This is a genomic window from Vibrio pectenicida, assembly GCA_024347015.1.
Classification (GTDB): domain Bacteria; phylum Pseudomonadota; class Gammaproteobacteria; order Enterobacterales; family Vibrionaceae; genus Vibrio; species Vibrio pectenicida.
Window position 1 is genome coordinate 456,224 of sequence record AP024889.1, and the last position, 24,760, is coordinate 480,983.

At 41.5% G+C, this 24,760-nt stretch carries 20 protein-coding genes; 10 read left to right on the forward strand and 10 right to left on the reverse strand.

Annotation, left to right across the window (positions count from 1 at the left end):
* Window positions 1-25: 25 nt before the first annotated feature.
* Window positions 26-736 (reverse strand): glutathione S-transferase family protein, encoded by a 711-nt coding sequence (locus OCV27_RS02195; protein ID WP_125323034.1) that lies wholly within the window; start codon window positions 734-736, stop codon window positions 26-28.
* A 487-nt stretch (window positions 737-1,223) separates the two neighbouring features.
* Between OCV27_RS02195 and OCV27_RS02200 the strand changes: the two genes are divergently transcribed.
* Together OCV27_RS02200 and OCV27_RS02205 are read left to right on the forward strand one after the other, a co-directional pair.
* The gene (locus OCV27_RS02200; RefSeq protein ID WP_125323035.1) at window positions 1,224-1,838 is read left to right on the forward strand and encodes a hypothetical protein; all 615 of its coding nucleotides are present in this window, start codon (window positions 1,224-1,226) and stop codon (window positions 1,836-1,838) included.
* An 80-nt stretch (window positions 1,839-1,918) separates the two neighbouring features.
* The gene (locus tag OCV27_RS02205; protein ID WP_125323036.1) at window positions 1,919-2,707 is read left to right on the forward strand and encodes a DUF3658 domain-containing protein; all 789 of its coding nucleotides are present in this window, start codon (window positions 1,919-1,921) and stop codon (window positions 2,705-2,707) included.
* Between the two features lie 84 nt (window positions 2,708-2,791).
* Here OCV27_RS02205 and OCV27_RS02210 read toward each other — a convergent pair whose 3' ends face one another.
* Window positions 2,792-3,211: a VOC family protein gene (locus OCV27_RS02210; protein WP_125323037.1), complete on the reverse strand. Its 420-nt coding sequence runs from the start codon at window positions 3,209-3,211 to the stop codon at window positions 2,792-2,794.
* 230 nt (window positions 3,212-3,441) lie between these two features.
* Here OCV27_RS02210 and OCV27_RS02215 point away from each other — a divergent pair, with 230 nt between their 5' ends.
* Entirely contained in the window at window positions 3,442-4,866 is a 1,425-nt protein-coding gene (locus tag OCV27_RS02215; RefSeq protein ID WP_125323038.1) for a flavin monoamine oxidase family protein, read from the forward strand.
* Window positions 4,867-4,926: 60 nt separating this feature from the next.
* Here the strand turns inward: OCV27_RS02215 and OCV27_RS02220 are convergent, their stop codons facing one another.
* Complete coding sequence (locus tag OCV27_RS02220) at window positions 4,927-10,095, reverse strand: hemagglutinin repeat-containing protein (RefSeq protein ID WP_125323039.1); 5,169 nt, start codon at window positions 10,093-10,095, stop codon at window positions 4,927-4,929.
* Window positions 10,096-10,141: 46 nt separating this feature from the next.
* Window positions 10,142-11,833: a ShlB/FhaC/HecB family hemolysin secretion/activation protein gene (locus OCV27_RS02225; protein WP_125323040.1), complete on the reverse strand. Its 1,692-nt coding sequence runs from the start codon at window positions 11,831-11,833 to the stop codon at window positions 10,142-10,144.
* Window positions 11,834-12,309: 476 nt separating this feature from the next.
* On the opposite strand from OCV27_RS02225, the gene OCV27_RS02230 reads away from it, so the two are divergent.
* Window positions 12,310-12,678 (forward strand): NirD/YgiW/YdeI family stress tolerance protein, encoded by a 369-nt coding sequence (locus OCV27_RS02230; protein ID WP_125322996.1) that lies wholly within the window; start codon window positions 12,310-12,312, stop codon window positions 12,676-12,678.
* Window positions 12,679-13,001: 323 nt separating this feature from the next.
* On the opposite strand, the gene ispB is transcribed toward OCV27_RS02230, so the two are convergent.
* Window positions 13,002-13,973 (reverse strand): octaprenyl diphosphate synthase, encoded by a 972-nt coding sequence (gene ispB / locus OCV27_RS02235; protein WP_125322995.1) that lies wholly within the window; start codon window positions 13,971-13,973, stop codon window positions 13,002-13,004.
* Window positions 13,974-14,242: 269 nt separating this feature from the next.
* Here ispB and rplU point away from each other — a divergent pair, with 269 nt between their 5' ends.
* The 6 genes from rplU (at window position 14,243) to folA (ending at window position 18,143) form a co-directional block, all read left to right on the forward strand.
* Entirely contained in the window at window positions 14,243-14,554 is a 312-nt protein-coding gene (gene rplU, locus OCV27_RS02240; RefSeq protein ID WP_125322994.1) for a 50S ribosomal protein L21, read from the forward strand.
* A 20-nt stretch (window positions 14,555-14,574) separates the two neighbouring features.
* A complete protein-coding gene (gene rpmA, locus OCV27_RS02245) occupies window positions 14,575-14,832 on the forward strand; it encodes a 50S ribosomal protein L27 (protein ID WP_004409945.1) in 258 nt (85 codons plus the stop codon).
* A gap of 278 nt (window positions 14,833-15,110) precedes the next feature.
* On the forward strand, window positions 15,111-16,283 hold the full coding sequence (gene cgtA, locus OCV27_RS02250) for an Obg family GTPase CgtA (protein WP_125322993.1): 1,173 nt from the start codon (window positions 15,111-15,113) through the stop codon (window positions 16,281-16,283).
* A 120-nt stretch (window positions 16,284-16,403) separates the two neighbouring features.
* On the forward strand, window positions 16,404-17,171 hold the full coding sequence (locus tag OCV27_RS02255) for a threonine/serine exporter family protein (protein ID WP_125322992.1): 768 nt from the start codon (window positions 16,404-16,406) through the stop codon (window positions 17,169-17,171).
* Window positions 17,168-17,641 carry a threonine/serine exporter family protein gene (locus OCV27_RS02260; RefSeq protein ID WP_125322997.1) on the forward strand — a complete coding sequence of 158 codons (474 nt, stop codon included), beginning with the start codon at window positions 17,168-17,170 and terminating at the stop codon, window positions 17,639-17,641. Before OCV27_RS02255 ends, OCV27_RS02260 begins: the two co-directional genes overlap by 4 nt.
* 22 nt (window positions 17,642-17,663) lie before the next feature.
* Window positions 17,664-18,143 (forward strand): type 3 dihydrofolate reductase, encoded by a 480-nt coding sequence (gene folA / locus OCV27_RS02265; protein WP_125322991.1) that lies wholly within the window; start codon window positions 17,664-17,666, stop codon window positions 18,141-18,143.
* Window positions 18,144-18,225: 82 nt separating this feature from the next.
* Here folA and OCV27_RS02270 read toward each other — a convergent pair whose 3' ends face one another.
* From OCV27_RS02270 to leuA, 5 genes are all read right to left on the reverse strand, one after another.
* Window positions 18,226-19,011, reverse strand: coding sequence for a DUF547 domain-containing protein (locus OCV27_RS02270; protein ID WP_125322990.1), 786 nt, complete (start codon window positions 19,009-19,011; stop codon window positions 18,226-18,228).
* Window positions 19,012-19,127: 116 nt separating this feature from the next.
* Window positions 19,128-19,730 carry a 3-isopropylmalate dehydratase small subunit gene (leuD, locus tag OCV27_RS02275; RefSeq protein WP_125322989.1) on the reverse strand — a complete coding sequence of 201 codons (603 nt, stop codon included), beginning with the start codon at window positions 19,728-19,730 and terminating at the stop codon, window positions 19,128-19,130.
* 12 nt (window positions 19,731-19,742) lie between these two features.
* Window positions 19,743-21,143, reverse strand: a complete 1,401-nt coding sequence (gene leuC, locus OCV27_RS02280) for a 3-isopropylmalate dehydratase large subunit (RefSeq protein ID WP_125322988.1) — start codon at window positions 21,141-21,143, stop codon at window positions 19,743-19,745.
* Between the two features lie 54 nt (window positions 21,144-21,197).
* Window positions 21,198-22,289 carry a 3-isopropylmalate dehydrogenase gene (leuB, locus tag OCV27_RS02285; protein ID WP_125322987.1) on the reverse strand — a complete coding sequence of 364 codons (1,092 nt, stop codon included), beginning with the start codon at window positions 22,287-22,289 and terminating at the stop codon, window positions 21,198-21,200.
* Window positions 22,290-22,347: 58 nt separating this feature from the next.
* Window positions 22,348-23,895 carry a 2-isopropylmalate synthase gene (gene leuA / locus OCV27_RS02290; RefSeq protein ID WP_125322986.1) on the reverse strand — a complete coding sequence of 516 codons (1,548 nt, stop codon included), beginning with the start codon at window positions 23,893-23,895 and terminating at the stop codon, window positions 22,348-22,350.
* Window positions 23,896-24,760 lie beyond the last annotated feature (865 nt).

Consider the following 24,760-nt stretch of genomic DNA (forward strand, 5'->3'; position numbering starts at 1 on the left):
TTATTTCCAACTATAGCGTTTTGTGTTAATCACAACATGAGCTGGATGATGTTGAGCAATTACTGGTTGCGCACTCTGATTCCTTACCATTCATTAAACTTGCAAGGTATGTGTTTTTTAAGTAAAAACCGCTGAAGGTAGAGACAAAATCTTGTGGTACAGTTTTGTCGGTAAGGCCTGATTCTATGAGAGCAGCTTGCCACTTTTGAACTTTTGGAAACTGATTTAACATGTCAAAGCCAGATTGCTCTTTGATTACTGCCGCACGGTGTAGCAATGGAAGCCATGCAATATCGACATTAGAGATGTAATCCCCTTTGAAAAATAACGAATCACCGAGCTTATTTTCTGCTTTTATGAATGCCTTGGATAGGTTTGCGAAACGCGCTTCAAATGTCTCTTTATCCTTACTTCCCATTGTTCCACATTGTGGCATGTAATGTTTACTTGCTTGATATGACCATGCACGGTCTAACGCTTTTTGCTCTGGTGAAACCTCTTCTATCGGCGCATATTTATCATCTAGATATTCGACAATGGCATCTGACTCAAACAACACGGTGTCATTTTCGGTAACCAATACGGGTACCTGACCATTCGGAGATATATCTAAAAACCATTGCAGTTTGTTACTCAACTCTATGTATTCGATTTCAAATGGTACATTCTTTGTTACAAGCGCACCCATTACACGTTGCACAAATGGGCAGTTTTTAAAGCTAATCAGCTTAATCATTATGTTGCTCCAAATCGGTTCATTGTTTCTACTTACACCTATTAAGACGAGCAACGTTTAAAAAAGACGATAGATTATTACTTTTTTTAAAAAAATTGATATTACTAACAGTACTGGTGCATAGACTGTCGCTATAACTGCATGGAACACATTAATGGCTCAAAATCTCCATGTACACTTTTGTACATTTCCTTTCACAGACGGCACCGTATCAAGCGGTGCCACTCAGTCTTTTGTAATATCAAAAGTTATCCGTGAATAGCTAATTTAGCAAAGTCACTGACTCAGAATTGTCCAAAATCAATCTATAAGTACGTCGAAAACAGTTGTTCCTCCCTACACAAACTTGTATGCAATTAAACTTTATAGTCAACCAACAGGAATACATTAAGGTATTATCGTATAGGGGTGTATCAGTTAGGTCGGCTGATATGTTGTGTTGTCTGAACCTGATGTTAAATCGGTATTATCGCTTGAAGGAATCTCTATGAAATTGAAACTGGTTTTCATCTTTGCTCTTGTAAGTTGCTTTGCGGCCGCGCAGCCGGTTGACGATGATAAAGCCGATGCGTTTATCAATGTCAATATGACGTTAGAGCTGGACGGGATTGAGAAAGCGCTGGATAAGACCAATCAGTCTCTTGAAAATATTGGTGATGCGCTTGATAAGATAGCTCACAGTGAGAATTTGACGCCAGAGCAGCAAGGCGTTCTTAAACAAACGGTGGAGAGTCTTAACCAGCTTGTTGATGTATCTAAGCAATCAGTAGAATCACTTCCTAGTGCATTTCAACAATCAAAACAAGCGATTGCTGCGCAAAGTCGCCTGTTTTTAGATGATTTACAGTTTAAAGTGTTACTGACTATCAGCGTTATTGGGCTGGTAGTAATACTCATCATTGCCGCTATTGGCTGGTGTATTTTACGGCCAATGCAATCCTCTTTGGTTAAGGCGAGCCAGAATATGGCGTCGATGGCTGGGGCGATTAAAACGACCGCGAGTGCGCTCGATTCTATCTCTTTGCAGCAGAATGATATTGCAGAGCGGCTTGAAAAGTACCAAAAAGAAAGCCTTGCGAGTTATGAGCAAGGGAAAACTTAGGCGAGTTTTGTCATTTTTATAACTTATTATTGGTTGCTCTTGTTATTCTTTAGTTGTCTGATTGGTGTGTGAGGTAAACAATGGTATATCGTTATATCTGTTGGGGAGACAGCGCTGCTGGTTGTCTTAAACAACTCAACAAGATGACTGCACAACATCATGAAATTTATCCATTTTTTGATGACTTACGTTTTGGTCCGATGGAAGGTATTAAAGATGGAGAACAGCAACGCCTTAATTGGTGGAAAAAAGTTTGGAAAGCTCAGTGGTGGTATGAGCAAGGGGATGATGATGCGATTGCTGAGTCAGGCTTAACTTACCAGAGCGCTATCCTTGAGGTTTTAAAACAGCAAACACCTATTGTGGTTTGGGTAGGCAATACCGCTCAAGACAGGCTGATGTTAGCTATGTTGGCCTATTACGCTGACCCAAACACACCTTTATTTGTGCTTGATATAACGAATAAAGTGAACAGTGAATATTTAGGCCAGTATGCGGTGGCTATGTGTGATCCACAAGAGCTTATTTCGCTTAAGCCTAAAGAGCTTAGTCAGGCTGAGCGAAGTGAATTAACTTCTCAATGGCGCTATTGGCGCATGCAAGATACGGGAGTTAGAGATCTCAATAGGGAGGGGCAGCTTGTCCAATATCCGGAAGCATATTGGGATCATCATTTATTAGCTAAAGTCGAGCAGCTTGGCAAAGAGCCTACCGCTCGAGTTGTCGGTGAAGTAATGGGGGAGCATCAAGGTTTTATGCCAGACAACTTCCTTTGCTGGCGCTTAGATACGCTGCGCAGTCAAGGCAAGGTTCGTTTCTTTGAGAATCGAGGGGCAGAACCTCAACCACCCCTAGTATCAATGAACTAAACTGTTCTCCTACAAGGCTGTTAGATACTTTATACAGCGCAGAGATGTGATCTCTAAGCTGCTTGTTTGAATCTAGATTAGTGCTTAGCTTGATAAATTACGCAGCTTAGGTTCATCACTTAAATACTCAACGAACTCTACCTCAAAGCCTGCCGGATCAAGAAAGTAAACATTTTTTCGGTAAGGCTCTTCTGCCCCCTGTTTTTCTATTGAGTAACCAGCACGAAGTAGGCGGTTAATCACAGCATCAATGTTATTTGTCACGTAAGCAAAATGCGCTAAGCCTACTTGGTGACCTGCTAAGTGACGGTTGTCATCTTCTCCATTATCGCTGAAGGCAAGATATTGGTAATTATCGCCAAAATGTAGCCAATTTCTTGGTTTTCCGCTCCATGTTGCTTGCCCTTCATCACGAATAGACCAATGGGGAAATGCAGCTTGGTAAAATTTTAACATTTCAGGAATATCCCTAACTACTAAATTAATATGTTCTAGCTGGATCATTGTTTTCTCCTTTCCTTTTTCCTGCCAACACAGAGAGGTTAAAACCTAAAGTTAGGTTTAGGTAAAGAACTAATTTATTTCTTATCGATAAGAATCAATGAAAACCCAAGTTCGAACTTGTTTTGACTCCTTTAAGAGTGATGCGATCACAAGCGAAGCTGTTTTGATTTGATAGTTGGCTTTAACTGCATATTATGTTGCCAATAATATGAATCTGTTTGAGTATCATTATGATTGTATCTTTATGTAAAAAACTTATTTTTGTGAGTGTGTGTGGTTTGTTTTTTTCCCAAAGCATCAGTGCCGAAGAGAAAAAAGCCATTGTTGTAGGCGCGGGCTTATCAGGATTAACCGCGGCTTATGAGCTTGAAAGCAAAGGCTATCAAGTCACGGTTTTGGAAGCGAAAGGCCATGTCGGCGGCCGGATGAATACTATTTCTATGGGCGATCAACATGCTGAGTCTGGTGGTGAATTGCTTGATGATAAGAGTGTACACACTGAATTATTTCGTTATGCAAAGATGTTTGACGTAAAGATCGTTGATGTTGGCTACAGTGACGAGCTTGAAAAGGGAGCCTACTACCTAGACAAAAAGTTGACTCACTATAGTGATTTTAAGAAAGAATATTCACCTGAGGTTAAAAATGACCTAGAGCGTTTTAACGCAGCTTTTGATAATCTGGCCGAAAACGTTCCTGATTCTTCCAATCCTACTCTCGCTCCCAATGCTATACGCCTAGATAAAATTACAGCTCAAGAGTGGATTGATAGCTTAGAGCTGTTGCCTTTTGCCAAAACTCTTGCAGAACATGCAATACGAGGTGAATACGATGAGCCGAGAAATGTGTCCTTGCTGTGGCTATCTCATCAGGCGAAAGTTTATGAAGATGTCGACGATGACAAAGTAGAAATTAAGCGATTTTTGGCTGGCACCCGTGAATTCGCAAACGCTTTTGTTGAGCATATTAACGGACCTGTATTACTAAACCATCCGGTGACAAAAGTTAGCCAAAATAAAGCAGGTGTAACGGTTATTGCTACTGATAAAGAATTTATTGCCGATGTTGTGGTCGTCACGGTTCCACTGCCAGTTTTGAATAAAATTGAATTTGAACCTGAATTAGCCAGTGATAAACGAGCTGCCGCACAAGAGATAAACTATGGTTCTCATGTCAAAGTGCTAATGAAATACAGTAAACGTTTTTGGCTAGAGCAAGGGCTGGGAGGGGATGTGATCTCTGAGTTACCAATTGGGTGGCTTTGGGAAGGTTCTGAACGTCAAAAAGGTGAGGGGGGAGTACTAGTAGCATTTACCTCGGGTGACTTTGCTCATCAACAAAAGGGTTGGTCTGATAAAGCGATTATCGATAATCGCCTTGAACAGATGGAGGCTATGTACCCGGGTTCAAATAAGTATTTTGAGTATGGCTCCGTTCATGCTTGGCACCAAGATCCTTATATTATGGGAGGTTTTGCCGCTTATGGGCCAGAGCAGATGACTCGTCATTGGAACACTTTTTTAACTCCTGATGGAAAAGTCTATTTTGCTGGTGAGCACACTGCTATTGAGTATGTTGGGTATCTTGAAGGTGCGGTGAGAAGTGGTATTCGTGTTGCCAATCAGATTGCGAACCAATCCTTTAAGGCAAACTAAATTGTAAGTTTAACGATCAATAATATAAAAAAGCGCGCTGTTTCCAGCACGCTTTGAGTTTTAATTTGACGCTTCACCTCTTGTAGGCTGAACGACTTTACCTTCTGAGGTGCTAGGTTCAACCTTGACTCCGATTAAGGGTGTTTGTCCCTCTTTAATATCACTGAACGCTTGCTTACCAAGTTCTTTAATATCGGTGTTTAGGTTTGTTCTTACCGATACATTTTTATCGGAAATTGTTTCTGTTATTACAGGCTGGGGTCCAGTATCAACAGTGCCAGTTTGTGACTCAAGTTTAGCGCCTTTAAGTTGTGTAGCTTGAGCAGATTGAACTGAAATATCCTGCTTAGCCGATATACCAGACTCTTGCTCAACAGCCTGTTTATCAGTCACTTGTACGGAGATATTCCCTGAAGGACTTGTACCGCTAGTTGGTTTGTTGTCCGTTTTGTAAAGGCCTTGGATACCGTTATCTACTTTATTACCAACGCTTTGAGCAGCTCTATCCCACAATGGTGCTTTGTGCGCTTTATTTTCGCGATCTTGATCTATTTGATCTGCGATATTGCTGTACTTATATTTGACATCTTCTTTCTTGCCGTTGTACCACCATGCAAATTCAAGGCGTTTGTCATCGGTATATTTAGTTACTTTGTCTTTATACGGTTTAGCGGTGTCATTGCTAAGTATATCGTTAAAGCCATCTTTTATATTGTCATACTGACTTTTCTCTGCTGGTTTGTTGGTGGTTGACTCTATTCCGGCACCAACTTCAACATTGACAGCAAAATCTTTGTCTTGGCGACTTTCGACAATAAGTCCGCCTTCTTGAGACTGAATCGAGACATTATCAGCTGTGATATTGGCACCTGATAGGGTGACATTTCCTTTGCTAGAAACCGAAGCTTGTTGGCTTTCGATGTTTGCATTCTCATTGACCAAGCTGTCTTTGATATCAACTTTTATACCTGCATTTACTCCCGTTAGGCTTTTTGCAACATTCCCTCCCTGGTTTTGGTCGGTTGTTCGGCTGGTATTTAAGCCAATACTTCCACCATAGTTGTTACGTTGCTCTGAACTTTGTGCAGATTGCAATGAAACCGAGCCATTGTCCGCATTTAAAGTGGTTGAGTTGGCAGCCACCTTGGTACCTGTTAATGCTATACCTTTTGTTCCTTGTGCATTGACTGATACATTACCGGTACTTTGTATCGTGCCGCCTATTTGTCCTGCTTTGTTCTCATCGACATAACTGCCTTCAAGATTAGCACCAGCCTCTCTAGTTCTTGTGTTGGATTCGTTGTTAGTTACATTGCCAGTGGTAGCGTTAATTCCGCCTCGAATATCTAGGCCATTTTGCTTCTCGCTTGATGTCTGGGCATCAAACGTGACATCTCCACCAGCATTAAGGGCGACATTGCCAACTTTATTGTCTGTACTACCAATTTGAGTACCCTGTAGATAAATATCATTACCTGCTTTGACGTCGACATTATTTGCACCAACGATGGAACCGGCTTTGCCCGTAGTGCTGCTTTGGTCATTGGTTGCGTAAACACCATCTATTTTACCACCCAATGTTTTTGATTTACCGCCATCGGCCATAGATTGGTTCAGCTCTATGTTGCCTGAATACTCTCTAGTTGAAGACGATTTGCTGCTCTCTACTTGATTGAAATTAACATTATTACCCGCAGTCACAGAAACATTGCCAGACTCGCTTGCGACTAAATCCGTTCCCTGTAAGTTCACGTCTTTAGCTGAGTTGAGTTCTACGCCATTTTTGCCTGCAATTGTTGAAGTCACAGCTTGATTTTCAGTTTTTTCAGTGGACTTATAGTTACCACCGCCGCTACCGCCAAAGTTATTTTTTTCTTTGGTGAAGCCAGCTTTCACTCCAGCATTAGCACCATAACCTATCGAGGTTTGTGATGTTTTATTGGTCGCTTGGGTAACATTGATATTCCCAGACTGAGATGTAAGTTGTGCTTTACCATCACCAGCGTCTACTACAGTGCCATTTAGGTCCAAATCTTGATTTGATACAATTGAAACTCCGTTGCCAGCTTGGATGTTGCTGACCACAGCGTTATCGGTAGACTGGGTTTCTTTAGTATTACCACCACTTCCTTTGCCATCGACAGCAATGTCTTTACCGGTAGTTGTATATACTCTCACGTTGACAGAGCCTTGAGTTACATCACTGGTTGTGACCTCAGAATTCACCGCAGCGGTATTTTTATACTGATCTGCATTAATGTTTACACTCTGTGTTGCTTTATATTGAGTACCTTGATCAGTTGCGTTTTGAGTCGCACTAACTTTAATGTTTTGGCCGTTTATAGAACTGACTTGTGATTGAGTTGTTGTCTTAGTTGTTGTTCCATTTGATACTGCAACTTCAGCGTCTATACCCGCGTTGGGTGTATCTATACTACCAGCAGTAGAAGCAATAGCTTCCGGGATCGCGGTAACGCCACCCTCACGTACTTGATTAACGCCATCTTCTATTGGACGTGTTATGCCGCTATAATTGATATTTGCACCGATATCGACACCGACACTTACTGCATCGGTTGTTTCCGTTCTAGTGTTGACGGCCGCTTTATTATCAATTTGATTAGCAGTTAGATTTACATCGCCACCAGCGTTATACGCCGAGCCTTCATTGGTCAGGGTGTTATTGGCTTGGATAATAATATTGCCGCCTGACTTAATGGTCGAAGTGTTCGCGTTAGAGGTCGTTATCTTAGTTTGCGTATCATCAACGCTACCTTCATAACCACTACCAGCCTTATCTATACCGCCCGTATAGTAGAAACCTACACCCACTTTTGTCGTGTGAGTATCATCTTGAGTTTCATCATAACTGCTAACAATATCAACGTTTTCACCATTGATTTCGACGTTATTGGTTCCTCCAACAGTAGAACCTGCAACAGTAGCGGTTTTACCTGAAGAAATGTTGACGTTACCACCATTTATGGAAGACGCGGTTTTGGCGTCAGTCGTTACAGTCTGGCTGGTGGATTCGTGTTCAAGTCTAATACCGGCAGCGTATTGCTTGTCTGTTTTTTCTTTGGCGTAAGTGTTAATCCCAAGAGATGTCGTATCGGTAGTGGTCGTGCCTGTTGCAGATTGTCCCGCGATATTAACGTTACCGTCAGAAGAGATAGTTAGGTTGTTATCAGCGCCGACCTTGCTGCCAGATATACTGACGCTATCTTGGCCTCTAACAGTGAGGTTGGTGCGCGATGACAGTTCGCTTGAAGTAATACCTTGCTGTACCGCTTGGGTATTTTGGCTGTCTTTGGTGATATTAAATACCGTACCTGTACGAGTGCTATTATTGGTTGTATCTTGCGTTACAGCACCATCGATCTTCACCTTCTGAGCGGTAACATTAGCTTCCTTACCTCCAAGGGCTTCAGAACCACTAAGTTCCAGCTTGTTACCTTGGATTTCAAGATCGTTTTTCGCCTTGACTCGACTACCATTTGCGGTTTGATTATTTTGGTTTTTATTGGTTTCTGAACCACCTCCGATACCACCCCAATAGGTACGGTCGTCAGAGTTAGTGCTAATGTTAGTGGTTTTATCCGCTCCGATAGAGACAGATTGCCCGGCCGTAATATTGACATCTCTGCTGGCAGAAATTTGAGCATTACGAGTGGTTACATTATTACCCGCATTGATATTAACGTTGTTCCCTACATTAATGACGGAAGCATTTGAGGTTTCGACAACATTATTGGTTCCCCAGCTACCTGTTCTAAGCTCTGCACCATCATTACGCTTATAGCCAGTTTCCTCAACACGGTGTTGAGTAACTGACCCAACTAGATTGACATTACCTTTTTCAGCAATAATGTTTGCATTTTGCGTTGCATCAATTTGACTACCTTTAATTAATACATCATTAGCTGTTGCCTTAATTGAAACATTTGTTGCGCTTATTTCGGTGCCAATTGAAGTATCTTGGCTAGCTGTACGGTTATAGTCACTTCTCCAAGACATGTACCAATTATTGTCGGTTCTTTCTTGAGTATTGGTAACCGTTTGATTGGTAAGTTCGACATTTTTCCCTGTAACAGTTACATCTGTTGCTTGTATTTCTGTTGCTTTGAGGTAAGCATTTTCACGAGCGCCAACCATGATGTTTTTACCCGAAATTGTGGTTCGATTCAGTGTCTGAGAGGTGTTTTTTGTTGACCCCTCTTTACCGTGACGAAAGAGACTGCCACTCCGATTGCCGCTGTCTGAGTGTGATTCTGTTTGGGTATCGATTGTGCCGGAAGTTGTTACGTTTTGACCGCTAAGGTTCACTCTTTGGGTTGTTTGATCACCAACTTGTGTAGCTTTCAATCCTAGGTCACCCTGAGCTTGGAAATCAATGTCGTTACCTTTGATTTTGCCTGAGATGTTGACGCCACTACCAATATTTGTAGAGACTAATTGGATACGACCTGACATCATGCCACCGAGTAGGTAGCTATCAATAGTCTGGTGGTCTCTGTTTTCTTCGGTTTGTTCTACTGCGGCAGTTTTTAGATCACCAATGTTATTTCCTAATACAGCTCTAATCTCTTGTTTCGCTTCTATTGGGCCGTTTGCGTCAATCGATGGTGCGATAAGATTGAGAGTTTCTGCACCTCTTACACCACCTTCCAGAATGTTAAGGCGGTTTTGGTTCTTGAAGGTATTATATTTTAACCCTGATTCGGCAAATTCTTCTACTTTGCCTACTACTAGAGATGCTGCATTGGTATTAATGAAGCCACAGCCATCACAGGTGATGCCGTATGGGTTTGCTAAAATGAGGTCAGCTTGTTGTCCCAGTATCTCTTGAAAGCCCTCTAGCAATGAAGGGTTAGAAGAAATCACTTCGTTTAATATAGTGGACGCAGCAGCTTGGGTGAGATGAGGGTTGCTTGCCACAAGCTGCTGCAAAATTTGAGATTGCGCAGCTTGTTGTGCATTGTTTAATACAGCCCCTGCCACAGTGACATTATATTCATTGTATTGGTTATACGAAATGCCACTGCCATCAGGCGCTGCAATGTCGACTACAGGGGTATCGCCAATATGGCTTACCGCTGTATTGGTGCTGCCTGATTCTACAATTGCACTGTAAGCTGGTGTACTAATTGGCAATGAAAAGAGTGCGAGCATAATAGAATACTTAAGCATGCCCTGACAAGAAAGTTTAAAGTTATGGCTTGATTTCATAAAGTTACCTCGTAAATCATTTGTAGAACCACAATATCAAGCGGGCCTAAAATTCCAGCTCTAGACGGGCAAGCACCAATACACTTTCCTGTTTGTATTCTGGTGAATTAAGTATCCAAGCTTTACTAACCTCCAAATCAAAACTTGCTTGTTTGTATGTCGCGCGTTGACCAATACTGATACCAACCGCCTTATCAAAACCGCTTTCCTCGATACCAGTATCTACTTGACCATAATCTAGGCCGAGACGTGGTGTGAATATCCACTCTGTCACATTAATATCGCGGGACAGGGTATTTCGTAAGTACCAACCGTCAGATGATGATAAGTTATTGATGTCTAAGCCTCGAACTGCACTACTGTCTGAAATGCCAATCCATTCAACACCAGGTATTATGTGTTGTGAAAATTGCCCTACTAGACGATTTCGATAAAGATAAGTGTCTTCTAGCATTTTAAAGTAGTAGGAGGTGGTAATATTGCCTCGCAATTTTGTAAAGTGTTCATCAACTGCTGTACTTTCGGTGTTTGCACCGAAAAGAGATGTACCTCGATCAATCCCTATTCCTGCACTAACTACTCCAGTTGAAAGAATTCTCAAGTGGGAGTAGTCAAGAGATAAGACGGCTAGGTCCTGTGAGTTGATATCAAATTGTATGGTTTCTACGAAGTTTTTTGCTTGCTTATAATTGATTTGTCCACTGATGGTATTGATTTGATTGCCATCTCGACTGATGGTTCTATCAAGGCGCATGCCAAGCAATGAAGACCAACCGTGAATATTTACAGTATTATTGGTGCTATTATTTTCTGTGGAATATCCTGAATAAAAACCAAAGCTGCTCAGGGTCCAATATCCATAGGGGATTGAATAGAGTGCTGATACGGAGCGACTGTAAACTTCAGGGTTAGATTCTAGAGTTGTAGAGCCGCTTAGGCTAATGTAGTCAGACATACCAAAAGGGCTTGAATAGACAGTCATTGCTCTTAATACATTACGGCCTGTACTTTCTTGACCATAGTTATCAATACTTGCGTTGCTATTCCAGCGAGTTGCAGGTGGGTTGATTAACTCGACAACAGTGCTCCCGCGATATTCACCGGGTAGCAAGCGCATTGAGACTTTATTACTGTGTAGTCGGTTTGCTTGATCAAGACCTTGCTCTAAATCTCTCAGATTGAGCGGTTGACCAACCAAGTCAGGGAAAAGGGTATCAATGTTTACGGTTTCGCTGGCACCTAGAATGCCTTCGATCTCGCCTTCCATTATTTCTAATCCTAGCTCACCATATACTCCGGGTTGAAGAAGTAAAACCCGAGCAGTCACATAACCTTTGCTAATATAGAGACCAGTCAATTCACGTATTAAACGGTTGACATCTTCAGCCAAAATACAGTCATTAGCTATTGGCGTGAGCTTGGCAAAGTCTTTTTCTGATAGAAGCGTTGTATCAGTGACATAAACACCAGTAATAGGTAAGCATTTAGCCGATTCTTGTAGTACAGGGTTTCCTTCAGCAGTAACTTCTTTAAGGCCTTCTTCAGCAGGCCCTTTAGTCGGTTTTGGCTGTAATTGTTTGTTTAACTGGCGTTGATTTTCTTGCAACACACGACGGCTATTTTGATCGACTTGACTGCTAATCGGTGGATTAGCGGCTTGGCTCTTTGCAACCGCCAAAAGTGTTGCTAAAAGGATCAAGGTCGTTTTTATTGTATTTAGGTAATAAAAGTCGCGCATACAACACCTTATGACTGCTTTGACTGAGCATATAAAGTTAAAGTCACTATTGACTCATTGGTTTTGTCTATTGAAAACGACAATAATTGATACTTTTCATTTATTGCAAGCTAACACAACTATCAACAATGTAAAACAAAATTATAAGAAATTATTGTTCTTGTTTATGAAATAAATAATTCGCATAAATTATTAGCAATTAATTTTGTATTGATATGTATGATGATTATTAATTTAATGTGGTGCTGTTTGATTTATTTAGGTAATGCTTTTTGGGAGCCTGACTCATAAATAAGGGAGGATAAAAATTAATTGAACATTGTTTATAGCTTGTAAGTAACTTGATTTCTGAACTCAAATCTCAATTTATTCGATAGGTAAATGACAAAATAGTTAAATATAACAAAATCATTCATCTTCCATTCAGTCATTAAACGTTAGATTGGACACCATTACTTACCAAGTAGGAAATAACAATGAAAAGCAAATTACTCATCTCTATACTCGCGCTTTCGGCTTCAGCTACTGCATATGCGCAAGGTTTTGACGGTCCTCAAGGTACCGCTGGTTTTAATGGTCCTAGCCAAGGTATCTCAACAGTTCAGCAAGCGATGGAGGCGAGAGACGATACTCCTGTAACTCTAACAGGGAATATTAAAGCTTTTTTAGGTGGGGAAATGTATACCTTTAGTGATGCTACTGGAGAGATCACAGTAGAGATTGATCAAGACAAGTGGTTGGGGCAAAACGCAACTCCTGACAATCAAGTCCAGATCTCAGGTGAAGTTGATAAAGAGCTATTAGGTGCGACTAAGATTGACGTTAAAGCAGTCAAGGTGTTGTGAACCTCTGCTTAAAAATTGGTAATGTTAACCTCTAGGCCTAGTTGATGATTGCTCTTTAAAGGACAAATTATTTGTGGCTTGTTAGAGGTTAATAATGAAACAACTAATCGTTGCGATACATAACAAATAGTTTGATCGCAAAATACTGCTCAGCATTTTATTGGTCGCTATTTTACTGCTAGTTTGAAAAAGCGGGGAAGATGTATTACTAGCTAAAGCAAAGCATAGACTTAGTCAGGTTAGTAATTATGCAGTCGGTAAACCTTCGTATTGCTGCGGTGAAGATGATGGGAACTTAGGTTCCCACTATCTATATATTAGATTTATTTGCTACGATGCACAGACATATGAGCGAGTGTCACCAAGGCCTGCTTGTAGGGTGATTCGGGTAAGATGTTCAATTCTGTAATGGCTTTATCAGCTTCTTGGTAAGCTTTCTCTCTGGTATAATCCAAGGCACCAGTTTGTTTGAGCGTTGCCATGATAGCATCGAGCTTTTCCATGCCATTGGCTTTTTCAATAGCTTCTCTTATCATACCTTTCTGCGTAGGATTACCTTTATCCATCGCGTATAGAAGGGGCAGAGTGGGTTTACCTTCCGCGAGATCATCTCCGACATTTTTGCCCATTTCTTTGCCGTCAGAGGTGTAGTCCATGACATCGTCAATCAATTGGAATGCAGTACCTAGATATTTACCATAGTTTTGTAAAGCAGTTTCAACATTACTTGGCGCATCGTTGAGTATTGCACCTATTTGGGTTGCAGTCTCAAACAGACGAGCTGTTTTGGAGTAAATTACCTGCATGTAACTATCTTCAGTTGTGTCAGGATTATTACAGTTCATCAGTTGTAGGACTTCACCTTCAGCAATGATGTTGACAGCATCACTCATTAATTTGAGGATACGCATGGAGCCTAATTCCGTCATCATCTGGAAAGAGCGGGTATAGATAAAGTCACCAACTAGAACACTAGCAGCGTTACCAAATGCGGCATTTGCCGTCGCTTTACCACGACGCATGTTAGATTCATCAACCACATCATCGTGAAGTAACGTGGCAGTATGGATAAATTCAATAAAGGCTGCTGCAGTAGTATGTGCTTGCCCTTGATAGCCTAATGCACGGGCGGATAGTACAGCTAAGAGAGGGCGAATACGTTTGCCACCGCCACTCACTATGTAAAACCCTAACTGATTAATTAAAGAAACGTCAGAGTTGAGTTGAGCGTAAATTGTTTCATTCACTTTTACCATATCGTTGGCAGTAAGTGTTTGGATAGCTTTAAAATCCATTGTAAATCCGAGTAAAGTTAGAACTTTTAAGGTCTGCTTATCATTTTTATTGGTAGATAATACACTAAAAAACGTTGATAAATACACGTCTAAAAGGCATGATCGCCGCACTTTTATTTGGCGATTAGCTTTTCGCCAACTTTTTAAAAATATGGCTTGTCATAGGTGAATCTCTTCTGTAGAATCTGCGCCCTATTGATGATTAGTTTAGCGCACACCCATGATGTATAGAATACACATAAGGCTGTGCGGAAAAAGCGGAGTAAGATATGTACGCTGTTTTCCAATCTGGTGGTAAACAACACCGTGTAAGTGAAGGTCAAACTCTTCGCTTAGAGAAATTAGACGTAGAAACTGGTGCAACTGTAGAGTTCGAAAAAGTTCTTTTAGTTGCTAATGGTGAAGACGTTAAAGTTGGCGCTCCTCTTTTAGAGGGTGGCAAAGTAGTTGCTGAAGTAGTACAACACGGTCGTGGCGACAAAGTTAAAGTCGTTAAATTCCGTCGTCGTAAGCACTCTCGTAAGCAACAGGGTCATCGTCAGTGGTTCACTGAAGTGAAGATCACTGGTATCAACGCTTAATTGATTAGGAGAGCTTAACAATGGCACACAAAAAAGCTGGTGGTTCTACTCGTAACGGCCGCGATTCAGAAAGCAAACGTCTTGGTGTAAAACGCTTCGGTGGTGAATCTGTTCTTGCAGGTAACATCATTGTTCGTCAACGTGGCACTAAGTTTCATGCTGGTACAAATGTAGGTATCGGTAAAGACCATACTTTATTCGCTCTTACCGAAGGTAAAGTGAAGTTTGAAGTTAAAGGTCCTAAGAACCGTAAATTCGTAAGTATCGAAGCTGAGTAATCCTCGCTAAGAGTAAGAATTTAGGCTTCTAGCTGAATTCAAAAGCCCTGCCAGTTTTGGCGGGGTTTTTTATTTAGAGTACTAGGGAGTTGATACTAAGATGCTTTAGATAAAGCCCCTTAGTATATTTCCTAAAATAGCAGAACTACCTGAGCACTATGGTGATCGAGCCGAAGTGGGAGTCTGCTAGAATTTATATCATTCATACTATGCCAATTAGCTCTATGAATGAAGTTTGCAACGCAACTACGTGATGTAGCAAGTGGGCGGAGTAAGAGATGAAATTCGTTGATGAAGCGGTAGTTAAGGTTCAGGCCGGAGACGGTGGTAATGGTGTAGTGAGTTTCTGGCGAGAGAAATTCGTTGCAAAAGGTGGCCCAGATGGCGGTGATGGCGGTGATGGCGGTGATATTTATATCCAAGCTGACGAGAATCTCAATACTTTGATTGATTACCGTTTCCAGCGTTTCTATGAAGCGGAGCGTGGAGATAATGGTCGAGGTGGTAACTGTACTGGTAAACGTGGTAAAGACAAAGTATTACGTGTTCCAGTAGGTACGAGGGCTGTCGATATTCATACTAATGAAATTGTTGCAGAGGTCACTGAACACGGCAAAAAATTGATGGTTGCTAAAGGTGGCTGGCATGGATTAGGCAATACACGCTTTAAATCTTCAGTTAACCGCGCGCCACGTCAAAAAACGTTAGGCACCAAAGGTGAAATCCGTGAACTGAGGTTAGAGCTGTTGCTTTTAGCAGATGTCGGCATGTTGGGCTTGCCAAATGCTGGTAAATCAACCTTTATACGTGCGATTTCTGCTGCTAAACCAAAGGTTGCTGACTACCCGTTTACTACCTTGATCCCAAGTCTTGGTGTGGTTAGCGTTGTTCCCGAAAAGAGTTTTGTAGTCGCTGACATTCCAGGTCTTATTGAAGGAGCGGCAGACGGAGCTGGTTTGGGTATCCGTTTCTTAAAACATCTAGAACGTTGTCGTGTTCTTTTGCATATGATCGATATTATGCCAATTGATCAATCTGATCCGGTGGAAAATGCGCTTACTATTATTGATGAACTTGAGCAATACAGTGAGAAATTGGCAGGTAAGCCCCGTTGGTTAATCTTCAATAAAGTCGATCTTATGTTCGAAGACGAAGCCAATGAAATTATTCAAAATATTATCGACGCACTTGGGTGGGAAGAAGACTATTACAAAATATCTGCGGTGAATAAACAAGGTACTAAAGAACTCTGCTATAAGCTTGCTGATTTCATGGAGAGCCTACCTCGAGAAGAAGAAGAAGTGACTGAAGAAGAAAAAGTTAACTTCATGTGGGATGATTACCACAAAGACGCGATTGCAGGTAAAGACGTGATCACTGAAGAAGATGATGACTGGGACGATGAAGACGACGATGATGACGATGGTCATGTTGTCTACGTCCGTGAGTAACTCACACCTTTGAACTTAAGCCGCAATGTGATTTATATTGCGGCTTTTTTATTGTAATCAGATTACTGTTACTAACAATAAGCCATAGCCGTGAGCATACAAAGGAGTTGAATCCCTATTATGTTATGTAAACAAAACAGTGCTTCTCGTTTTATCGTCCAAACAGGGCAGATGTTACTTGCACATGGCGCAGAAAGTACACTGGTTGCTGATATTACACGGCGTATTGGATTAGCTGTGGGAATGGATGAGGTTGAAGTGTCACTTTCGGCAAGCTCATTAGTCGTCACGACAATTTATCAGCAACATTGTATTACGACGGTGCGTCGTAGCCCTGATCGTGGTATCAACATGCAGGTAGTTACTCAGATCCAGAGAATTTGTATCATGCTGGAAAGAGGGATTATCGATCTCCACTTAGCTCAGTGCAAGTTGGAGAAAATTAGCCCTAAACGTTATAACCGCTGGCTAGTGATGGGTATGATAGGCTTGTCATGTGCTGCTTTTAGCCGTTTAGCTGGAGGTGACTGGGTAGTATTTTTTATGACTTTTATAGCTTCTTCTATCGGTATGTTTGTTCGACAGGAAATTGCTAATCGCCATTTTAATCCGCTAATGAACTTTGCAGTCACTGCGTTTGTGACCACAGTTATTTCCGCTCAGGCAGTCATCTACCAACTGGGTAATTTACCTTCCGTCGTTATGGCTTCTTCAGTGCTGATGTTAGTACCTGGCTTTCCTCTTATAAATGCTGTGGCAGATATGCTCAAAGGTTATATCAATATGGGGATTGCAAGATTTGTTATGGCTAGTTTACTTACTTTAGCGACTTGTTTAGGCATAGTTGCAGCGATGAGTTTAGTGGGAGTATGGGGATGGCTCCTATGACGTTTTACCAGTTATTGACAGGGCTTCTGAACGATATGATATTTGCCTCCATTCCTGCTGTAGGCTTTGCTCTGGTTTTCAATGTCCCACAGAAAGCGCTGTCCTATTGTGCCATTGGTGGAGCCCTTGGACATGGTTCGCGTTATCTGATGATGCATTTTAGTCTGCCGATTGAATGGGCGACTTTCTTTGCGGCAATATTAGTCAGCTTGATTGGTATACATTGGTCGCATCGTTTTATGGCGCACCCTAAAGTATTTACAGTAGCAGCTCTGATCCCCATGGTTCCGGGAGTGTTCGCATATAAAGCTATGATTGCACTGGTTGAGCTTAACCATAAAGGTTACAGTGACCAATTGTTTGCCGCTTTGTTAGAAAATTTTCTAAAAGCCATGTTTATTATTATGGGATTAGCCGTTGGCTTAGCGATGCCTGGGTTGTTATTCTATCGCCGCAAACCTATTGTTTGAGAGTTATTTAGGAGTAGTAGTAATGATCATTAGTATGATCGCCGCGATGGCAGAGGATCGTGTGATAGGCAAAGATAACCAAATGCCATGGCATCTACCAGCAGATTTTGCTTGGTTTAAACGCTGTACTATGGGTAAACCAGTTATTATGGGACGCAAGACTTATGAGTCTATTGGCCGTCCATTACCTGGTCGTTTGAATATTGTGATTAGCCGGGATGCGACTTTGGAGATCCCAAATGTCAGTGTTGTTAGCTCTATTGCTCAAGCACTGACACAAGTGGGCGAAGTAGAAGAGGTAATGATTATTGGGGGAGGGGCGATTTATCAAGCTTGCTTGCCTCAAGCGGACAAACTCTATATCACTTATATTGATACTCAAGTAGTAGGAGATACCTGTTTCCCTAAATGGAGTGATGACTATCAAGAGACTTACTCTGAAACGTATCTCGCGGATGAAAAAAATGCACACAATATGCGTTTTGTGATATTAGAGAAATAATTTAAATATTGTCTGGAAGGTGACGTCCCCTCTCAGTGTTAATGGTTGGTAGATTGACTACCAACCAACGACTCAACGAGTGTTATTTACTTTCGTTAAGTGACCAATCATAGTCGTAGCTAAACTTACCATCCAAAGTTACTAACTCAGGTCGATAGTAACTTAAATGCTTAATAAGTGATGCTTTATCACCGAAATCGTCACTAAACCAATCATAAATCGATGAAAGTTGGGGGCTATTGTCTGTTGTCACGAACACGCCCTTATCGCTATTAATAAAGCTTGTTGCTGCTTGTTCTAGCAGCATTTCTGTATTCTCGGCAGTGAAAACGTTGTGCTGCAAGTTGGGGCATCCTAAGCTTGCACAGTTTATCGCATAGTGAGTTCTCGGATCGTTCCAAATAGGGCGTAAAATTCGGTGCTCAATATCATTAAGGCTTAAATCTTTGCCATTGATGGAGGTTACGTCATCTCCCCATGGCCCAAAACTAAATAGCCCCCCAAGTTTGGTGATTGATTTAATCGGATAGGCTTCCAATATGAGTTCAACTGTAATGGCATTATATAAATTCACCCAATAGGCATATTGTTCGGCTTTGTTGAGTATCAGTGGGTCAGTGTGACTAAGTTTTTGAATATATTGAGCGAGCAGCTGCTTATCTTGTTGGCTTACGGATGCGTATTTAAAAAGGGTAAACTCACCTTTAGTAATAAGGTAGTTATCGAGCAATTTCTGCCAAGCTTGGTGATCTATGGTAACAGTACTGGATTCATTGCTCGTGTTCCAATAAGACCAAAGTTCAGATTTAGGCGCAGTAAAGGCGCTGAAAGATACCATAGCCAAGAGTAAAGGAAAAATGAATTTCATAGTTGGTCCTGTTGATAGCAGCAATATGACTTAAGACCGAGCATCTGATTGAGAACTTTCAAAATTAAAAAAGTTGAGGCTGGCTAAGCCAATCTCAACTTTTTAAGTGGTGCGATTTATTTTAGAAATGTTGGAATTTTACTCTCGTAGTCCGCAATTTTATCTTTATGCTGGAGAGTTAGGCCAATGTTATCTAATCCATTAAGCAGACAGTGCCTACGAAACTCATCAATTTCAAACGAATATTCTTTGCCGTTTGCACGAACTAGGTTGGCTTCTAGGTCTACTTCAACTTCTGCCCCTTCATTCGTTTCAACGAATTGGAAGATTTCGTCGACTTGTTGCTCGGTAAGCCTAACAGGGACCATTTGGTTGTTGATTGAGTTACCATAGAATATATCGGCAAAGCTTGGAGCTATCATGGCTCTGATACCATAATCGGCTAGCGCCCAAGGCGCATGCTCTCGTGATGAACCACAACCAAAATTTTCACGAGCGACTAGGATAGAAGCACCTTGGTAGCGCGTTTCATTCATTACAAACTCAGAATTTGGTTGCTTTCCTGCATCATCCAAAAAGCGCCAATCGTGGAATAGGTGTTTGCCAAAGCCTAAGCGCGACACTTTTTGTAGAAATTGCTTAGGGATAATCGCATCGGTATCGACGTTTGCTGCATCGAGAGGAACCACTAAGCCTGTATGTTGTTTAAAACCTGACATTTAAGATTCTCCTCAATCTAATTCACGAATATCGACAAAATGACCGGCAATAGCTGCCGCCGCTGCCATTGCTGGGCTAACCAAATGGGTGCGCCCATCACGCCCTTGGCGGCCTTCAAAATTGCGATTTGATGTTGAAGCGCAGCGTTCTTTCGGGCCCAGACGGTCATTGTTCATTGCAAGACACATAGAGCAGCCAGGAAGACGCCATTCAAACCCTGCATCTTTAAAGATCACATCTAGGCCTTCTGCTTCAGCTTGGGCCTTGACTTGTTCTGAACCTGGAACAATAAGTGCTTGAACATGAGAAGCAACCCTACGGCCTTTAGCTATAGCTGCTGCGGCGCGCATGTCTTCGATGCGTGAGTTAGTACAAGAACCGACAAACACTTTATCAACAGAGTAGTCAGATAGTGCTTTACCTGCAGTTAGGCCCATGTAGGCAAGTGCTTTTTCGGCGGAGGCTTTTTCTACAGGGTCTGAAAAGCTTTCCGGTGCAGGGATAGGTTGGTCAACTGCAATTACTTGACCTGGATTAGTTCCCCAAGTGACTTGAGGTTTGATGTCATCAGCCTGTAAAGTAACCACAGCATCAAATTCGGCACTATTATCAGTTTTTAACGTTTTCCAATATTTCACAGCCGCGTCGAAGTCATTACCTTGAGGTGAGAACTTACGATCTTTAATGTATTCAAATGTTGTCTCATCTGGTGCTATTAAGCCTGCTTTTGCGCCTAGTTCAATCGCCATATTACAGACTGTCATTCTGCCTTCCATTGAAAGGTCAGTAATGGCTTCTCCGCAGAATTCAACTACATAACCAGTACCGCCAGCAGCAGTGGTTTTACCAATTATGGCTAAAACAATATCTTTGGCGGTAATACCGGAGGCAACTTTACCTTTTACCTCGATCTTCATGGTTTTTGTGCGAGCTTGTTTTAGGGTTTGAGTCGCTAATACGTGCTCGACTTCAGATGTTCCTATACCGAAAGCTAGAGAGCCAAACGCGCCATGCGTTGCTGTGTGTGAGTCGCCACAAACAATAGTCATTCCAGGAAGGGTAATACCTAGCTCTGGCCCCATCACGTGAACGATACCTTGGTACTTGTGGTTCAAGTCGTAAAGGGTAACTCCAAATTCTTGGCAGTTTTTGGAGAGAGTTTCCATCTGAATACGTGCCATCTCTCCAGATGCATTAATGTCTTTGGTTGTGGTGGAGACGTTGTGGTCCATAGTGGCGAATGTTTTATTTACTTGGCGAACTTGACGTCCTTTTTCACGTAAACCATCAAAAGCCTGAGGTGACGTCACTTCATGAACTAAGTGACGGTCGATATACAAAATTGGATTTTCACCTTCTGCTGCTACGACGACGTGTGCGTCGAAGACTTTTTCATACAGTGTTTTGCCCATTATCGCGATCCTGTGTATAGCTCCTGACAACGGCTTGCCAAGAGCAAATAATTATTATGAATTTAAAATGTACTCGGCGATTTTATCGCCCATCTCTGCTGTTGATAGCGCTGGCTTACTACCAGCTAAGTCAGCGGTGAGTTCGCCTGCAGATAATGCTTTTGATACGGCTGTTTCAATATCTTGAGCTGCGGTTTCTTCACCTAGGCTGTATCGCAGCATAAGAGCAGCAGAAAGGATTTGAGCGACAGGGTTAGCAATATTTTTACCTGCGATATCTGGTGCACTTCCACCTGCTGGTTCGTATAAACCAAACTTGCTTTCATTTAAGCTGGCTGAGGGCAGCATACCCATAGAGCCTGTGATCATCGCACATTCGTCAGAAATGATATCGCCAAAGATGTTAGAGCAAAGCATCACGTCAAATTGAGAGGGATCTTTGATTAATTGCATGGTGGCGTTATCAATATACATATGAGAAAGCTCAATATCTGGATAACCTTGTGCAACGTCCTCAACAACCTCACGCCATAAAATAGAGCTTTGCAGTACATTCGCCTTGTCGATTGAACAAACTTTCTGATCGCGTAGTCGCGCAGATTCAAAGGCAATTTTAGCAATACGCTCTATTTCAAAGCGGTGATAAACCTCAGTATCAAAAGCTTTTTCGTTCGCTCCTTGACCTTCGCGGCCCTTCGGCTGGCCAAAATAGATGCCACCGGTCAATTCACGAACGACGACAATATTAAAACCACGCTGTGAAATATCTGAACGCAGTGGAGAGAAGTCTTCTAGGCCTTGGTGTATTTGAGCTGGGCGTAAATTGCAAAAAAGCTGGAAGTGCTTACGTAAAGGCAGTAAAGCCCCCCGTTCAGGCTGGTCATTTGGCGGTAAGTGTTCCCATTTGGGGCCTCCTACCGAACCGAAAAGGATAGCATCGGATCCTTGACAAGCTGCTACTGTACTATCTGGTAATGGGCATCCTTGGTTATCAATCGCAATACCGCCGACATCATGTTCGGTGCGATGAAACTGAATGGAATGTTTTTTTTCGATTGCATCCAATACCTTGCTTGCCTGTACCATTACTTCTGGTCCAATGCCGTCTCCTGGGAGAACGGCAATCTTGTATGATTTGTCTGTCATGAGCTTCCTTAAATTTGATACTTTATGTCTAGGAGCGACTTAGGCTTCTAGGTATTATTTATACTGTTGCGATCTTTTTTTGTTTGATCTCTGCAACTTTATCTGCGCGGTGAATACTGTTGATAACATGAAGTAGGGCTTGTCCCGATGCTTCTACTATGTCAGTTGAAACGCCAGTACCGTGATACTTACGGTCCTTGTAATTGGCAATAATGTCAGCTTGGCCTAATCCATCTTCACCTTCGCCCTTGGCAGTCAGATCAAACTTGTCTAGCACGATATCATATCCAGTCAGGCGATAGATACATTGATAAAGTGCGTCTACAGGGCCATTGCCAACTGCCGCTTCGCATTTCTCCTCGTTACCACATTGCAACTTTATGCTAGTTGTTGCCATGACGCTGCCAGACTGAACACTTAGATAATTTAATTTGTAGAAGTCGTTTTCTTCACGAAGATTAGAGAAGTGCATCAAAGCTTCTAAATCGTAGTCAAACACTTGTCCTTTTCGGTCTGCTAGTTTTAAGAAATCTTCATACAAGGCATCTAAGCTATATTCTTCTTCTTTGTAACCCATACTGTCCATATGGCTTTTAACAGCAGCTCGTCCGCTTCGACTGGTAAGATTTAATGCTTGATTTTTAAGCCCTATTGATTCTGGCGTCATGATTTCATAGGTGTTTTTGTTTTTTAGCATGCCATCTTGGTGGATGCCAGAAGAGTGACTGAATGCATTAGAGCCGACGATTGCTTTGTTACTTTGGATGGGCATGTTACAAAGCTGGCTGACCAATTTGCTAGTGCGATGAATCTCATCATATTTAAGGTTGGTATGGACGCCTAGAAATTCCTGGCGAGTTTTGATAATCATGGCTATTTCTTCTAGAGAACAGTTACCGGCTCGTTCTCCAATGCCATTAATAGTCCCTTCTATTTGGCGAGCTCCGGCTTGAACCGCGGCAATAGAGTTTGCAACAGACATACCCAGATCATCATGACAATGTACTGAGATAATAGCTTTATCAATATTGGGTACACGGTTGAACAATGTTTGAATAATGCCACCAAATTCATTAGGTACAGTGTAGCCAACTGTATCGGGGATATTAATAGTGCTTGCACCAGCATTTATCGCCGCTTCAACCATACGACATAAATTATCAATCGGTGTTCTGCCTGCGTCTTCACAAGAAAACTCGACATCATCGGTATATTGACGAGCATGTTTTACAGCCTTAACCGCCATTTCAACCACATCATCGTAGCTGCGACGTAATTTATCCTCAACATGGATAGTAGAAGTAGAAATAAAGGTATGGATTCGAAATTGTTCTGCAACCTTTAAAGCGTCAGCAGCGGCATCAATATCTTTTGTAACAGCTCTAGAGAGTGCGCAAACACGGCTATTTTTTATGTGTTTGGCGATAGTTTGTACGGATTCAAAATCACCAGGAGAAGATACAGGAAAGCCTGCTTCAATCACATCAACACCAAGCCTTTCAAGCGCATAGGCAATTTGCAGCTTCTCTTTAACCGTCAAGCTTGCTGACAATGCTTGTTCGCCATCACGTAGCGTGGTGTCGAAAATAATGACCTGATCGTTCATGTTTGCTTCCTTCCTGATTTTCTATGTTCACACAGTGAATCGTTTTCTTCCGGTATTTAGGTACAAAAAAGCCCGCATCTCGATGCGGGCTTTTAAAATCTTGTTGTGGTTATTTTTCCACAGCCTACCCGCGTGAGTTGTTCACGATAAGGAGGAGGCTCAGCAGAAGTGAAAAATGCTCGGACATTGTTAACGAATCCTTTAAAGCGTTAAATTAACCACAAATTTAAGTTAACAAATTAGTACCGCACTCTGGTATAGACGTCAAGTCCAAAAGTACTTTTTATTCACTAATACGAAAATAAGCCTTATTAAATGAAACAGAAGTAGATGTGTAATTGTTAGATAAAGACCAATGAATAGATTATTGAAATGGTTCATTTGATAAATACATTCAGGCAATGCAATAGCACTGTGAACTAAGTGAAAGGTTGGTTAGCTTAGTATGCTATTGGTATATGTGGTTATTTACGCCTTCAAAGTTAATTTAGACAAACAAACAACTTCTTTCGAGTTTATTAAATTGGTCAAGCATTCAGTGGAAATATTTGTGTCAGTTTTGTACTTGCTATTGGAATGATTTTTCTTGTAAATGATTCTTTTTGTCACTTGGTATCTATTCCTCAACTTAATTAATTACTCAAAATTTCATGTAATTATTAATTTATGTTTTTTTATGTTTTGACTAAATCATTGATTTTATTGTTTAATTTTATCATTCAGATGAAAAATACTGATTAATTATCAATCGGGTTGCCAATCAATGAATGATTCGTTGATAGTAATGATCCGTTGCGACATATCTGACGGGCAAATATAACGAAAAATTGGTTATCTATTCCCAACCAAATTCACTTAAAAACTA

Coding starts and splice junctions, on each gene's coding strand:
- OCV27_RS02210 (WP_125323037.1), bottom strand. CDS start 3,211: ATGATCCAGCTAGAACATATTAATTTAGTAGTTAGGGATATTCCTGAA.
- rpmA (WP_004409945.1), top strand. CDS start 14,575: ATGGCACACAAAAAAGCTGGTGGTTCTACTCGTAACGGCCGCGATTCA.
- OCV27_RS02255 (WP_125322992.1), top strand. CDS start 16,404: ATGTTATGTAAACAAAACAGTGCTTCTCGTTTTATCGTCCAAACAGGG.
- rplU (WP_125322994.1), top strand. CDS start 14,243: ATGTACGCTGTTTTCCAATCTGGTGGTAAACAACACCGTGTAAGTGAA.
- leuD (WP_125322989.1), bottom strand. CDS start 19,730: ATGTCAGGTTTTAAACAACATACAGGCTTAGTGGTTCCTCTCGATGCA.
- leuC (WP_125322988.1), bottom strand. CDS start 21,143: ATGGGCAAAACACTGTATGAAAAAGTCTTCGACGCACACGTCGTCGTA.
- OCV27_RS02195 (WP_125323034.1), bottom strand. CDS start 736: ATGATTAAGCTGATTAGCTTTAAAAACTGCCCATTTGTGCAACGTGTA.
- OCV27_RS02225 (WP_125323040.1), bottom strand. CDS start 11,833: ATGCGCGACTTTTATTACCTAAATACAATAAAAACGACCTTGATCCTT.
- ispB (WP_125322995.1), bottom strand. CDS start 13,973: ATGGATTTTAAAGCTATCCAAACACTTACTGCCAACGATATGGTAAAA.
- leuB (WP_125322987.1), bottom strand. CDS start 22,289: ATGACAGACAAATCATACAAGATTGCCGTTCTCCCAGGAGACGGCATT.
- folA (WP_125322991.1), top strand. CDS start 17,664: ATGATCATTAGTATGATCGCCGCGATGGCAGAGGATCGTGTGATAGGC.
- OCV27_RS02270 (WP_125322990.1), bottom strand. CDS start 19,011: ATGAAATTCATTTTTCCTTTACTCTTGGCTATGGTATCTTTCAGCGCC.
- OCV27_RS02215 (WP_125323038.1), top strand. CDS start 3,442: ATGATTGTATCTTTATGTAAAAAACTTATTTTTGTGAGTGTGTGTGGT.
- cgtA (WP_125322993.1), top strand. CDS start 15,111: ATGAAATTCGTTGATGAAGCGGTAGTTAAGGTTCAGGCCGGAGACGGT.
- OCV27_RS02260 (WP_125322997.1), top strand. CDS start 17,168: ATGACGTTTTACCAGTTATTGACAGGGCTTCTGAACGATATGATATTT.
- OCV27_RS02205 (WP_125323036.1), top strand. CDS start 1,919: ATGGTATATCGTTATATCTGTTGGGGAGACAGCGCTGCTGGTTGTCTT.
- OCV27_RS02220 (WP_125323039.1), bottom strand. CDS start 10,095: ATGAAATCAAGCCATAACTTTAAACTTTCTTGTCAGGGCATGCTTAAG.
- OCV27_RS02230 (WP_125322996.1), top strand. CDS start 12,310: ATGAAAAGCAAATTACTCATCTCTATACTCGCGCTTTCGGCTTCAGCT.
- leuA (WP_125322986.1), bottom strand. CDS start 23,895: ATGAACGATCAGGTCATTATTTTCGACACCACGCTACGTGATGGCGAA.
- OCV27_RS02200 (WP_125323035.1), top strand. CDS start 1,224: ATGAAATTGAAACTGGTTTTCATCTTTGCTCTTGTAAGTTGCTTTGCG.